A 12346-nucleotide genomic window follows, 5' to 3' on the forward strand; every position below is an offset into this window, starting at 1 on the left:
CTCGTGCGGGGGCTAGCCCTCGGCGACGGCCTTGAGATTCTCCAACGACTGGGCGATGTTCTTCACCAGCAGGCTGTGACGGTCGTGCTTCTGGAAGAACTCCATGTCGAGAATCGGCGAATCGAAGCTCTCGGTAACCCGGCAGCCTGACGGCATGGCCTCGATCTCGTAGCGCCACAGCGTGCGGCGGCCGTCCTGGGCAGGCACTTCGAACGCCCACTCCCGACCGGGATCGGCGGCTACGACGATGCAGCCCGCGTCCCACTTCATGTCGCCGTTCTGGTTGTAGCCACGGAACTTCGCTCCGACCTCAGCACCGGTCGAGCCGTCCTCCCACTCCGACTTGTAGCACTCAGGGCTGATCTCGCTTATGCGGGACAGGTCTGTCAGGATCCCGTACACCGCCTCGGGGCTTGCGGCAATGTCGATGCTGGTGCTGGCAGTGGTTTCAACCATGTTCGTCATCCTGTTCGGAAGTAGGAGCAGCGAGAGGCTATCGACATACAACCCACGAAATTGCGTTCGGAGCGGCGGTGGCATGACCAAGTGCCCGAACACATACCGCCCGGCTCGCCGGCATGGGCCGTCCGGTCAAGAAGGTGACCGGCGCCACCTGGGGTTGGCCCGACGAAGGCTTCGAATTCGACGCCACTTGAACGGGGCCGCAGCGCGGTGCGGCACCTCAATCGGCGGCGGCGCTGCGAAGTCAGTCGAATTTGATGACCGAGCGGACGACCTTGCCGGCTTTCATGTCGGCGAAGCCTTCGTTGATCTGATCGAGGGTGATCACCGCCGATACCCACTCATCGAGATGCAGCCGGCCTTGCAGATACAGCTCGACGAGGCGCGGCATGTCGATGCGGAAGCGGTTCGATCCCATGGACGAACCCTTCAGCGTGCGGCCCCGCAACAGTTGCATTCCGTCCACAGAGATCTTCTGATCCGCCGGGATCATGCCGACGATCGTGGCGGTTCCGCCCAAGGCCAACATATTGAACGCCTGCTCTGCGGTGGTGTTCATGCCCAGGCATTCGATGGCGTGATGCACTCCCCCGCCGGTGAGCTCCAGCACAGCCTCGACAGGGTCTGACTCGAGCGGGTTCACTGCGTCGGTTGCGCCCAGCATGCGCGCCAGCTCCAGCTTGTCGGAGTTGGTGTCAATGGCGATGATTCGACCGGCGCCCGCAATGTGCGCTCCTTCGACTGCGGCCATGCCGACGCCGCCGCATCCGATGACCGCCACTGTCTCGCCCCAGCGGACCTGCGCCGTGTTGTTGACCGCTCCGAAGCCGGTCATGACCCCGCAGCCGACCAGCGCCGCCTTCTCCAGCGGCATGTCGTCGCGGATCTTCACGAGGGCGTGCTCGTGCACCAGCATCAACTCGGCGAACGCCGAGAGGTTCAGGAAGCCGTGCAGCGACTCGGGCCGGTCCCACTCCAGGCGATCACTGGCGCCCGGCGGCAGCTTGACCGTGGTGTCCGAGCAGGTGGACGGATTGCCCGACAGGCAGCGCTCGCACTCGCCGCAGAAGACGGAAAGGCAGGTGATGACATGGTCGCCGGGCTTGACATAGGTGACGTGGCTGCCGACAGCTTCGACGACGCCGGCAGCTTCGTGGCCGAGCACCGCGGGCAGCGGATGGGGGAAGAGCCCTTCGATGAAGTGCAGATCGGAATGGCAAAGACCGGCATAGGCGGTCGCGATCAGGACTTCCCGTGGGCCTGGGTTGCGTGTCGCGACGTCAGCGATCTCCATCGGCTGGTGCGGTTCGTGCAGGACTGCCGCCTTCATATGGATACCTCTCGGTCAGTCGCGTTCATGCAGCGGACCATTTGTCGTCGGTCACGCAGTCAGACAGTCTGGCGGCTGCCGGTGAAGCGTCGCAGCCGGAGGCTGTTGGTGACGACGAACAGCGACGAGACGCCCATTGCGCCGGCGGCGATCATGGGGTTCAGGATGCCCAACGCCGCGAGCGGGATCGCCGCCGCGTTATAGGCGAATGCCCAGAACAAGTTTCCCTTGATCGTCGACAGGGTGCGACGCGACAGCGCGATGGCATCGGCAACTGCCCGCAGATCGCCGCTCACGACGGTGAGGTCCGAGGCCTCGATCGCCACATCGGTGCCGGTGCCGACGGCGATGCCCAGGTCGGCCTGGGCCAGTGCTGGGGCATCGTTGATGCCGTCCCCTACCATCGCCACTCGCATGCCGGCCGCCTGGAGCCGCTCCACCTCGGCGGCCTTGTCAGCGGGATACACCTCGGAAATCACAGACTCGATTCCGACCTTGGCCGCGACGGTGTGGGCAGTTCGCTCGTTGTCGCCGGTGAGCAGCGTGACTCCGAGACCTTGGTCACGCAGCGCCGCGACTGCCTCTCGTGAGGTCGATTTGATGCGGTCGGCGACGACCAGGACCATCTCCGCTGTCCCGTTGCGGCCAGCGAGAACGGCGGTCGCTCCGGCAGCCTCGGCGCTTGCGGCAGCCGCTTCGACGGGGCCGGGCACGGCGTCGAACAGGCTGCGGCGGCCCACCCGAACCTCGACGCCGCCGATCAAGGCGGTCACACCCGAGCCCGGCATGGTCTCGAACTCGTCCACGTCAACCAGCACGTCGACGGAGCCGGCGATGGCTTGGGCGATCGGATGGGACGACAGCGCCTCGGCCGATGCCGCCAACCGCTGCACTTCGTCGCGTTCGGCGGCAGAGAGCTGCACCGGATGGACACCGGCGAGCGTCATGGCCCCCTCGGTGAGCGTGCCGGTCTTGTCCACCAGCACCACGTCCACCGCGCGGGTGTCCTCGAGGACTTCGCCTCCTTTGATGATCACACCCAATTGGGCGCCGCGGCCCGTTCCCACCATGATCCCCAACGGCGTCGCCAGCCCCAGAGCGCACGGACAGGCGATGATCAGCACGGCCACCGCAGCACTGAAAGCCGCGCTGGCCTCGTTGCCCAGCAACAGCCAGGCCGTCAGCGTGACGATCCCAGTGGCGATGGCGATGGGCACGAACACCGACGACACCCGATCGGCGAGCCGCTGCACCTCTGCCCGGCTGCCCTGAGCTTCGTTGACCAGCCGGATGATCTGTGCCAGCGCAGTGTCGGCGCCCACCTTCGTCGCCTCGACGACGAGAGCTCCGTTGGCATTGATCGTGGCGCCGATCACCTCGTCTCCAGGCCCAACCTCGATCGGCACCGGCTCCCCGGTCACCATCGACGCATCGACCGCGGAGCGCCCGTCCACGATCATGCCGTCGGTGGCGATCCGCTCCCCCGGCCGGACCACGAATCGCATGCCGACGGCCAGATCTGCGATTGCGATCTCCCGGCCGTCCGCCAGTTGGGCTGTCCTCACGCCCAGATCGGCGAGCGACCGGATCGCGTCACCCGAGCGGCGCTTGGCCCGAAGCTCCAGCCACTTGCCCAGCAGGATCAGCGTGACGATCACGGCGCCGGTCTCGAAGTACACATGACCGTCGCCGATGCCGGCGGCTGACACAGCGAGCGACCATCCCAGAGCCGAGAGCGACCCCATCGACACGAGCGTGTCCATCGTGGTGGCGCCATGGCGCAAGTTCACCGCCGCGGCTCGATGGAACGGCCACCCCGATCCCACAATCACGACGGTCGCCAGCACGGCGGCCAGCCATTCCCACCCGTCGAATTGCAGCGCCGGGATCATGGAGATCAGCACCGCGGGCACCGTCAGCACCGCACCGATGGCCAGCCGGGTGAGCAGATCCGTCTGGCGCCTCTGCTCGGCTGCATCGCCGTCGCCCCCAGCAATGACCGAGTAGCCCAGCGCTGCGATCTCGGCAGCGAGGTACGACTCGTCGAGCGACCCGTCGTGGGCGATCGTGGCCCGCCCAGTAGCGAAGTTCACCTGTGCCGCCGCCACGGCGTCCATCTCGTCGAGCCGGTGTTGGATCCGGCTCGCGCACGCGGCGCACGTCATCCCGTCGATATGCACGAGCAGGCGCGTACTGTCGAACTCCCTCGTCGGGTCCCCTGTTGATTCCCGCTCTTGTTCCCCGTCCTCATGCGATACGGGCTCACGGGCCGCTCGGGCCACGGCTTCGCCGTTCGGCTCAGCCTCTGGATCGGATCGGGCGGTTGCCGTGGTCATCCGCGGACGAACTGGGCGACCGTCTCGATGTTCAGCTGACCGGCCAGCCCCGCTGTGCGGTGCACTGCTGCGTCGCGCCACTCCTGCGACGACGACATCGCCAGCAATGCCCCCCGGTTCGGGTACTTGGCGATAGCGACCTCGTCCCACAAATCCTCGACCTGCCCGAGCGACAGGAACGTCACGTCCGCCGCAAACTGGATCTCGCCGCCGTAGTCACGGATAATCCTCGACACCGCGCGCCCGTACAGCTGGTATGCCTCGTAGCCGCTCAGATCGGTCTCACGCCCGTCTTCGTACTCGGCCGCTTCCTTGAACTTCAGCAGGTTGACCATGTAGATCGGCCCATCAGGCCCAGGCTGCATCATCTCGTCGATGCGCTCGGGGCTCGTGGGCATCACTTCATTGACGACCTCCATCGGGTCACCCTCCTGTCGTGGGCATAGGCCCCGTCAGTCAACTACGTCGAAGGTCACAGACCATGCGTCCGCGCTGCACGAAGGCGGCGACGCCGTCAAGCGTGCCCGACGAGCAACGTGAGCTGCCCGGTCTGCCGCTTCTTGCCGGTCTGCAGCACTCGTCCCGTCGGCACCGCGGTGATCTCGACCGCACCGTCGTCAAAGCCCGCGCTGACAGACTCGGCGACGAGGTCCATGTCTCGCATCGGGCCCCAGAACGGTTCATGGTTGTAGTAGGTGTCCCAGTCGATCATCGCCTGAGTGACCGGGTCGACGCCGGCGTATCCGGCGAAGTCGCCGTGCACCATGAGCCCGCCAGGAGCCAGCAGGCGGCGGCACTCGGCCAAGGTGTTCCGCAGCGCTGCGGGGGACATCTCGTGAATCACAATGTGGGACACGATCAGGTCGAAATGGCCGTCGGGAAAATCGGTGCACTCAGCGTTCTGCTGAGAGAAATGAACTTTCCGCCCGAGCGACTCGGCCCTCGCATGGGCGTAGCGCAGCACCGGTGCGCCCAGGTCGATGGCGTGGACTTCTGCGGCGGGAAACGCGTCGACGTAGGGCAGCGTGGAATTGCCCGAGGTGCAGCCCATGTCCAGAATCCGCCGCGGCGAGAACTCAGGGTGAGAGACCGCCAGGAAATTCCGGCAGACGGACTGGCCGTAGTTGTCGTTGAGGGCACCTATCTGACCCATCGCGTAGACGTAGACGCCGCGGTCGAACAGCGCCCCGACCCCCACGTCGCCGTCCATGTACTCGCCCCGGTAGCCGCCCGGCATGGCGTGGATGTCGACCTCGGCGTTGTACCAAGGGATCTCGAGATCGGGGTCAAGCCGCAGCGTCCCGAGCCCCACATCGGCTGCACGGGCACGCTCTGCGAGCTCGTCGGCCTGGCGAGCGATGGCATCGCCGACCGAACTCCACAGCAGGTGCTGACTGGATCGACGTACCGAACTCCACAGCCGGTAATACATGTCCGAGCTCAGCGCCTCACGGACTTCATGGCGGTCAGCAGGCTCGGCCCCGTGCTCGCAGACCCACCGGTCCCGGACCCTGCCGTCATAGACCTCCCGCACACCGGGGCTGACCCGGGTCGCGATATGCGACTTCAGTGCTTGGACGAAGCTCTCCCGAGCGGTCTCGTCATGTGTTTCGGTGGGAAGAAGCGGGTGTCGTTGCTGGCTCATCTGGTTGTCTCCCATCTAGAGCTCGGCGAATGCGCGGTCGACGATCTGGAGATACCGGTCCTCGGTGTCGCCGGCCAGCGCTTCTTCGCGCATCTCCTCGAACACGCGGTACACGCGACCGGCGAACGCTGCCGCTTCAGCCGCCCGGTCGGCAGTTTCCGCGTCGTCGGGTCGGTACGCCTCGATCGCGGCTGCGACGTCGATGCCGGCCTCGGCAAGCACCGCTTCGAGCGTGCGCTGCCGTTCCCGCAACGCCCACACCTCGGACGCCAAGGCCGTCACGATCGCCAAGACTGCATCGGTCGCGCCCCCGTCATCGAAGAAGGTCGGTCTCGCTCCGCGTGCCGTCGTCGGAAAATTCCGCCCCTCGACCGGCTGAGCTTGCGGCGCTGTGGGCTCGCCCATCGCTACAGCTTCCCAGACTTTCGCTCGACCCGTCAGCAGCCAGTGGCATCGCGTAGGCGACGACACGCCTGCTCCATGCGGCCCTCGCTGAGCCGGGTGACGAACCGTCTGAAGCGTGTGCGCCCGATGGTGTGGAGGTTGTCGAAGTTGACGACGCAATCTGTGGGCACGCCGTCGGAAACGGAAGCGAGCTCCAGTTCCGAAACCAACCCGCGTCGTGTCCTGGTCAGCACCGCCACGACGACGGCGCCGATCCGGTCGGCCACGGGATCGCGGGTAAGCACGAGGACCGGCCTGTCACCGTCAGGGGCGGCCGCGAACCAGACTTCACCGCGTCGCATCGAGCCAATCGGACCAGTCTTCGGCTGGCCCCCAATCTGCTGCCGCGCCAAGCGACAGCTCGCCTTCAGTCACGGGATCGGCTTCATACAGCGCAACCTCATGCTCGGCGGCCAGCCGGGCGAGTTGGCGGCGCAGCGCGTCACGCATCAGTTCGGAGCGCTCGACGCCGAGCCGCTGGGACCATCGACGGATTCGTTCGACGTCTTCCTCATCGGCTCGAAAGCTCAACATCGTCATCGTCATACAGTGAACTCTATTTCGTATGACAACAGGTGTCGCTGCGGAAGGAGCGTTCGATGTGGGCTCGTTGAGCTGCACGAACGATGACTGCCGCTGCACGAGGACATGGCTGCCCACGAGCTGATACCCGCGGCGCGGCGAGACGTTGCGCGTTGCCGCCGGGCCGTTGCGGTCAGTAGACGTAGGCCATGGACCAGCCAGGCCCTGGTCGACAAGTCCCGGGAACCCATATGAGCGTCACCATGCCGCCCGAACTGCGACTGACCCATCTTCAACAGCTGGAGTCCGAGGCGATCGGGATCATGCGCGAGGTCGTCGCCCAGTGCGAGCGGCCGGTGATGCTGTACTCGATCGGCAAGGATTCCTCGGTGCTGGTGCACCTCGCTCGCAAGGCGTTCTTCCCCGGCCCGATCCCGTTTCCGCTCCTGCACGTGGACACGACGTGGAAATTCCGCGAGATGATCTCGTTCAGGGACGAGATGGCCTCCGAGATCGGGTTCGAACTGATCGTCCACACCAACGCCGACGGCGTGGCCCAAGGGATCAACCCGTTCGATCACGGTTCGAAGAATTACACCGACATCATGAAGACTCAGGCGCTGCGCCAAGCGCTGGATGCGGGCCGCTTCGACGCCGCATTCGGCGGCGCCCGGCGTGACGAGGAGAAGTCACGGTCCAAGGAGCGCGTGTTCAGCTTCCGCGATGCGCATCATCGCTGGGATCCGAAGAACCAGCGGCCTGAGCTGTGGAACCTCTATAACGGCCGGGTCAACAAGGGCGAGTCGATTCGGGTGTTCCCGATGAGCAACTGGACCGAGCTCGACGTGTGGCAGTACATCCACCTCGAGGAGATCCCGATTGTGCCGCTGTACTTCGCAGCGCAGCGGCCTGTGGTGGAGCGTGACGGCGTGCTGATCATGGTGGACGACGACCGGTTCGTGTTCGACGAGGGCGAGGTGCCGCAGCTGCGCACAGTGCGGTTCCGCACGCTCGGCTGCTACCCGCTGTCGGGGGCGATCGAGTCAACCGCCACAACGCTGTCGGAGATCATCGGCGAGATGCTGGTCGCCACCCGGTCCGAACGCGAAGGCCGGGTGATCGACTTCGACCAGTCGGGCTCCATGGAACAGAAGAAGCGCGAGGGCTACTTCTGATGCCAGACCAGCCTGGGCTCGTGCATTCGGCACTCAAGGCGTCCGGCGTCGATGCGTACATCGAGTCCCATCAGCGCAAGGATCTGCTCCGGTTCCTGACGTGCGGCAGCGTGGACGACGGCAAGTCGACGCTGATCGGTCGCCTGCTCCACGACTCTCAGCTGATCTACGAGGACGTGCTGGCCAGCCTCGAAGCCGACTCAGGGACCCAGGGCTCTGCGGGCAGCCATGTCAACTTGGCGCTGCTCATGGACGGGCTTCGCGCCGAGCGGGAGCAGGGCATCACCATCGACGTCGCCTACCGCTACTTCTCCACGGAACGCCGCACATTCATCATCGCCGACACTCCGGGGCACCCCCAGTACACACGCAACATGGCAACGGGCGCGTCGACATGCGACCTCGCCATCATCCTGATCGACTCCCGTCACGGCGTGCTTCCCCAGACCAAGCGCCACAGCTACATCGCCAGCCTGCTGGGCATTCGCAACGTGGTGGTGGCGGTCAACAAGATGGACCTGGTGGGCTGGTCGCACGAGCGTTTCGGCGAGATCTGCGAGGACTACCGCTCCTTCGCCAAGGCACTCGACTTCGGCGAGCTGTATTTCCTGCCGATGTCTGCACTGCTCGGCGACAACGTGGTAAACGAGAGCGACAACCTCGAATGGTTTGACAGACCGCCGCTGCTGGAGTATCTCGAAACCGCCGACATCGGATCCGGTGTCGACCTGGAGCACTTCCGCATGCCAGTGCAGCTCGTCAGCCGTCCCGATGCCGACTTCCGCGGGTACGCCGGAACGGTGACTTCGGGGGTCATCCGGCCCGGCGAAGAGATCGTGGCGCTTCCGTCGGGGCTCAGCTCAACGGTGGAGCGGATCGTGACGTTCGACGGCGAACTCGACGCCGCGGGCCCGGGCCGCGCGGTGACGTTGACGCTCACCGACGAGATCGACATCAGCCGCGGCGACCTGTTCGTGACACCGGGCGACGAGCCGCAGCGGGCACACGAACTGGACGCAATGGTCGTATGGATGACTGAGGCTGAGATGGCGCCCGGCGGCACATATCTTCTGCAGACCACCAACGCAGTGTCGAATTGCGCTGTCCGCAGCTTGCGCTACCGAGTCGATGTCGACACCGGGATGCACGAACAGGCGTTGGGACTGGGGCTCAACGACATCGGGCGCTGCGTCATCGGCTCGGACCGGGAGCTGGCATTCGACCCCTACGCCAGCAGCCGTGCGACCGGGTCGTTTGTGCTGGTGGATCGTCTCTCCTATGCGACCGTCGCAGCGGGCATGATTATCGGCGCGGCGTCGGTCTGGGATCACGCACCCGACGCTGCGCTCGTGCGGCAGAGATCGGAGATCAGCGATGCCGAGCGGGCTATCCGGTTCGGTCAGCAGCCGTGCACCATCCTGCTGACAGGGCTCACAGCCGCAGGCAAATCCACCCTGGCTACGGCTCTCGAGCGTGAGCTGTTCGACCGGGGCAAGGTGTCGATCCGCCTGGACGGAGAGAACGTCCGCATGGGCATCTCGCGGGATCTGGGATTCAGCGCCCATGAACGCTCGGAGAACCTGCGCCGAGTGTCAGAGGTCGCACGGCTCGTGAACGGCCAAGGCTTGATCGCAATTGCCGCGCTCGTGGCGCCCGACGGCGAGGTACGCCAGCGTGCGCGTGACCTCGTGGGTGCCGACCGGTACGTGGAGGTCTTCGTGGACACGCCCATCGATGTGTGCCGCGAACGTGACCCCCATGGCCTGTATGCGATGGCCGACAGCGGCGAGATTCAGCGGTTCCCCGGCGTCTCAGCCCCCTACGATCGGCCGGCCGACGCCGACCTGCGTGTCGACACCTCCGCCCAGGGCGTGGATGAGTGCGTGGCGGAAATCGTGAGGGTGCTGACCGAGCGCGGTTTCCTTCGAGGATTTTCGGCAACGTGAACCATTCGATGAGCCGCATGTTGCCTCCCGCTTTTGTTCCCGGTGTCTGTTCGATACGGGCTCACGGGCCGCTCGGGCCACGGCTTCGCCTCACGGCTCAGCCTCTGCGAGAGCCGAGCACGCCATGAGCGAGAGCGCCGGGAACCAGCCCGTCTCGCGCAACATCGTCCGCGCCGAAGGGCAGGTGAACGGCGCCGACCGCGAGGCGCACTTCGGCCATCGCGCCGTGACGGTGTGGTTCACCGGGCTCTCGGGCAGCGGCAAATCGACTCTTGCGTTCGCGCTCGAAGCAGCGCTGCTCGAGCGCGGCGTTGCCGCCTACGTCCTCGACGGCGACAACGTCCGCTTCGGGCTCAACCGCGATCTCGGTTTCTCACCGCAGGACCGCACCGAGAACATCCGCCGCATCGGCGAGGTGTGCCGCCTGTTCCAAGATGCGGGCATCGTCGTGCTGACGGCGTTCATCTCGCCCTATGCGGCCGACCGCGACCAAGTGCGGGCCATCCACCCTGAAGGCACGTTCATCGAGGTATTTGTCGACACCCCGCTCGAGATCTGCGAAGCCCGTGACCCCAAGGGCCTCTACGTGAAGGCCCGAGCCGGCGAAATCCCCGAGTTCAGCGGCATCTCCGCCCCCTACGAGCCCCCGCCGTCACCCGAGATCACCATCGACACGACCCAGCCCCTCGACGCCTGCATCGCCCACCTCCTCGCCGCGCTCCCTCTATCGAATGGGCCTCGGCGCTAGTCCCAGGTGCCGAATTGGAAGGCTTCGCTGGGCAGGGCTCGCCACTGCTGCCACACCTCTGGGTCGCCGTCGGTGACTTCGATCCCCGAGTGTGGCCGGCCCCACAGTCCGAGAAGCACCTGAATCGGCGGGCCCTCAATGACGACAGCTGCCGGCGACGCCGTCTTTGGCAATGGCTCGATGTTCACGATGCCGACCACCTCGCCGACATCGACGAGCCGTGCGGTGAGCCCGCCGGGGTCCTGTTCGAGGACGCGACGCATTGCCTGCAGGAAGAACCGGCACGTGTAGTCCGCCGCGTCGAGTGCCTGTACCGGAGTCATGGAGTGCTCGTGACCCAGGGCCATCTCGACATCGAGTCGGTGCATGCCGAGCTCGGATGCCGCGTGCCATGCCCACAACCGTGGGTCGCCCTCCCCGCCGGTCATCGAGAAGTAGCAGCGCCGATCGAGATCGTCGGTGAGTTGATCGATAGCCGTATGCGCCCACGATGCAAGCTCCGCCGTCAACGTCCCGGTGGGCTTGAGACCGGCTCGCTCGTAGCCCCTGGCCCGGGATTCGGGATCCTCCGGCGCAGAGGTGATCATCTCTTTCCAGGCGATCCCCACCCGGCCGATGTGCGACGCGGCGTTGTAGACGGTCCAGCCCGGGCAGTTCGGTACCGGCGCTGCGAGTTCGGCTTCGCTGCGACCGCAGATGTAATCAATGGCGGACCGTGCCGCCGCGACCCTCGCTGCATGATCCAGGTGACTCGACATCGTGGAACCCTCCCGTCCTGCGCACGGAAGGTAGTCACACCGCAGCAGATCAGCTCGGCAAGTCGTCTCGCGTCAGAAAATCACGAATGGCAGCGTTCACCACCCGGGGATCTTCCAAGTGGAGAAAGTGACCCAGCTCGACGAACTGAAGATGCCCGTTCGCCACCTCGTCGGTGACGGTCTCGTACTCATGCGGCTGCTGACCGGGGTCCTTGGCGCCTTGAAGGAAGAGCACCGGCATCGTCATCCCGGCGAACAGCCCGTTCATGCGATCCTCAAGCTCGCGGTCGAATCCGGCTGACACGAAGCTGGCAGACATTCCCTCAGGCACACCTGGCTGGGTGCTCTCTTCGATGATGCGGTCAATGTCTTGAGGGGCGATCGGTTTCGCAACCATGGACAGCCCGTGCGGCATCGGGTCCCGACCGAACGCGCGCCGCTGGATGGCTGCTTGTGAAAGCAACTCCGCGCCCATCGGGCTGCGGAACAACTCGTGCGGTGGGAGCGGCTCGGAGTGGGGCCGGTTGCCCGACTGCTGCATGCGGATGTAACGCCGGATCCGCGAAGCCATGCCGGGAACCGAGCAGAGGTGATCGCCGATCACGGCTCCTCGATCGTGCCCGGTGAGGAAGAAGCGATCGAGACCCAGCGCGTCGAACACCGCTGGCAGCTCAGCCGCCTGAGCTGCGTAGTCGTAGTTGCTGTCGAGGCGCGTGTCGGATTGACCATGCCCCTTGAGGTCGAGCGCAATGGTGCAGAACTCATCAGCAAGCCCGGCAACTTGGTGGTGCCAAGCGAAACAGGTCTCCGGGAAACCGTGCAAGAACACGACAACCTCAGGATTCTCCGGATCACCGGCGGTGAGGGCGTGCCAACTCAGCCCTGCAGCTTCGATGAATCGGTGGGTCACGATGTCGTCGTTCCACAGCCTCTCGACTTCGCCGTCATGGTTTCGCATGGGGTTTCCTTTCCCTTCCAGA

The 12346-nt window shown here is 65.5% G+C and carries 13 protein-coding genes; 3 read left to right on the forward strand and 10 right to left on the reverse strand.

Going from position 1 to position 12346, the window contains the following annotated elements; all coding sequences use genetic code 11:
* Positions 1 to 12: 12 nt before the first annotated feature.
* The 8 genes from ACOOF5_RS15575 to ACOOF5_RS15610 all read right to left on the reverse strand — a co-directional run bounded on the left by ACOOF5_RS15575 (position 13) and on the right by ACOOF5_RS15610 (position 6757).
* On the reverse strand, positions 13 to 456 hold the full coding sequence (locus tag ACOOF5_RS15575; protein WP_420440770.1) for an SRPBCC family protein: 444 nt from the start codon (positions 454 to 456) through the stop codon (positions 13 to 15).
* Between the two features lie 250 nt (positions 457 to 706).
* Complete coding sequence (locus ACOOF5_RS15580; RefSeq protein ID WP_420440772.1) at positions 707 to 1792, reverse strand: Zn-dependent alcohol dehydrogenase; 1086 nt, start codon at positions 1790 to 1792, stop codon at positions 707 to 709.
* Positions 1793 to 1851: 59 nt separating this feature from the next.
* On the reverse strand, positions 1852 to 3972 hold the full coding sequence (locus ACOOF5_RS15585; protein WP_420440774.1) for a heavy metal translocating P-type ATPase: 2121 nt from the start codon (positions 3970 to 3972) through the stop codon (positions 1852 to 1854).
* Between the two features lie 152 nt (positions 3973 to 4124).
* Positions 4125 to 4547, reverse strand: coding sequence for a DUF1330 domain-containing protein (locus ACOOF5_RS15590; protein ID WP_420440776.1), 423 nt, complete (start codon positions 4545 to 4547; stop codon positions 4125 to 4127).
* A gap of 95 nt (positions 4548 to 4642) precedes the next feature.
* On the reverse strand, positions 4643 to 5773 hold the full coding sequence (locus ACOOF5_RS15595) for a methyltransferase domain-containing protein (protein WP_420440778.1): 1131 nt from the start codon (positions 5771 to 5773) through the stop codon (positions 4643 to 4645).
* Between the two features lie 15 nt (positions 5774 to 5788).
* Positions 5789 to 6178, reverse strand: coding sequence for a hypothetical protein (locus ACOOF5_RS15600; protein ID WP_420440780.1), 390 nt, complete (start codon positions 6176 to 6178; stop codon positions 5789 to 5791).
* A 32-nt stretch (positions 6179 to 6210) separates the two neighbouring features.
* Positions 6211 to 6519 (reverse strand): type II toxin-antitoxin system PemK/MazF family toxin, encoded by a 309-nt coding sequence (locus ACOOF5_RS15605; RefSeq protein WP_420440782.1) that lies wholly within the window; start codon positions 6517 to 6519, stop codon positions 6211 to 6213.
* Complete coding sequence (locus tag ACOOF5_RS15610) at positions 6506 to 6757, reverse strand: ribbon-helix-helix protein, CopG family (RefSeq protein ID WP_420441011.1); 252 nt, start codon at positions 6755 to 6757, stop codon at positions 6506 to 6508. The genes ACOOF5_RS15605 and ACOOF5_RS15610 overlap by 14 nt, the downstream gene beginning before the upstream one ends.
* Positions 6758 to 7002: 245 nt before the next feature.
* On the opposite strand from ACOOF5_RS15610, the gene cysD reads away from it, so the two are divergent.
* From cysD to cysC, 3 genes are all read left to right on the forward strand, one after another.
* Positions 7003 to 7914: a sulfate adenylyltransferase subunit CysD gene (gene cysD / locus ACOOF5_RS15615; protein ID WP_420441013.1), complete on the forward strand. Its 912-nt coding sequence runs from the start codon at positions 7003 to 7005 to the stop codon at positions 7912 to 7914.
* 20 nt (positions 7915 to 7934) lie between these two features.
* Complete coding sequence (gene cysN, locus ACOOF5_RS15620) at positions 7935 to 9860, forward strand: sulfate adenylyltransferase subunit CysN (RefSeq protein WP_420440784.1); 1926 nt, start codon at positions 7935 to 7937, stop codon at positions 9858 to 9860.
* 124 nt (positions 9861 to 9984) lie between these two features.
* Complete coding sequence (cysC, locus tag ACOOF5_RS15625; RefSeq protein ID WP_420440786.1) at positions 9985 to 10608, forward strand: adenylyl-sulfate kinase; 624 nt, start codon at positions 9985 to 9987, stop codon at positions 10606 to 10608.
* Here the strand turns inward: cysC and ACOOF5_RS15630 are convergent.
* Together ACOOF5_RS15630 and ACOOF5_RS15635 are read right to left on the reverse strand one after the other, a co-directional pair.
* Positions 10605 to 11366: a maleylpyruvate isomerase N-terminal domain-containing protein gene (locus ACOOF5_RS15630; RefSeq protein WP_420440788.1), complete on the reverse strand. Its 762-nt coding sequence runs from the start codon at positions 11364 to 11366 to the stop codon at positions 10605 to 10607. The two genes, cysC and ACOOF5_RS15630, sit on opposite strands and share 4 nt — an antisense overlap.
* Positions 11367 to 11415: 49 nt before the next feature.
* On the reverse strand, positions 11416 to 12324 hold the full coding sequence (locus tag ACOOF5_RS15635) for an alpha/beta fold hydrolase (protein ID WP_420440789.1): 909 nt from the start codon (positions 12322 to 12324) through the stop codon (positions 11416 to 11418).
* Positions 12325 to 12346 lie beyond the last annotated feature (22 nt).

Source organism: Candidatus Poriferisodalis sp. (assembly GCF_965214215.1).
Lineage (GTDB): Bacteria > Actinomycetota > Acidimicrobiia > Acidimicrobiales > Poriferisodalaceae > Poriferisodalis.

Bases quoted from the DNA above. Each gene is read 5' to 3' on its own strand.
- cysC (WP_420440786.1), top strand. From the start codon at position 9,985: ATGAGCGAGAGCGCCGGGAACCAGCCCGTCTCGCGCAACATCGTCCGC.
- cysD (WP_420441013.1), top strand. From the start codon at position 7,003: ATGCCGCCCGAACTGCGACTGACCCATCTTCAACAGCTGGAGTCCGAG.
- ACOOF5_RS15595 (WP_420440778.1), bottom strand. From the start codon at position 5,773: ATGAGCCAGCAACGACACCCGCTTCTTCCCACCGAAACACATGACGAG.
- ACOOF5_RS15600 (WP_420440780.1), bottom strand. From the start codon at position 6,178: ATGGGCGAGCCCACAGCGCCGCAAGCTCAGCCGGTCGAGGGGCGGAAT.
- ACOOF5_RS15590 (WP_420440776.1), bottom strand. From the start codon at position 4,547: ATGGAGGTCGTCAATGAAGTGATGCCCACGAGCCCCGAGCGCATCGAC.
- ACOOF5_RS15580 (WP_420440772.1), bottom strand. From the start codon at position 1,792: ATGAAGGCGGCAGTCCTGCACGAACCGCACCAGCCGATGGAGATCGCT.
- ACOOF5_RS15575 (WP_420440770.1), bottom strand. From the start codon at position 456: ATGGTTGAAACCACTGCCAGCACCAGCATCGACATTGCCGCAAGCCCC.
- ACOOF5_RS15605 (WP_420440782.1), bottom strand. From the start codon at position 6,519: ATGCGACGCGGTGAAGTCTGGTTCGCGGCCGCCCCTGACGGTGACAGG.
- ACOOF5_RS15630 (WP_420440788.1), bottom strand. From the start codon at position 11,366: ATGTCGAGTCACCTGGATCATGCAGCGAGGGTCGCGGCGGCACGGTCC.
- ACOOF5_RS15610 (WP_420441011.1), bottom strand. From the start codon at position 6,757: ATGACGATGTTGAGCTTTCGAGCCGATGAGGAAGACGTCGAACGAATC.
- ACOOF5_RS15635 (WP_420440789.1), bottom strand. From the start codon at position 12,324: ATGCGAAACCATGACGGCGAAGTCGAGAGGCTGTGGAACGACGACATC.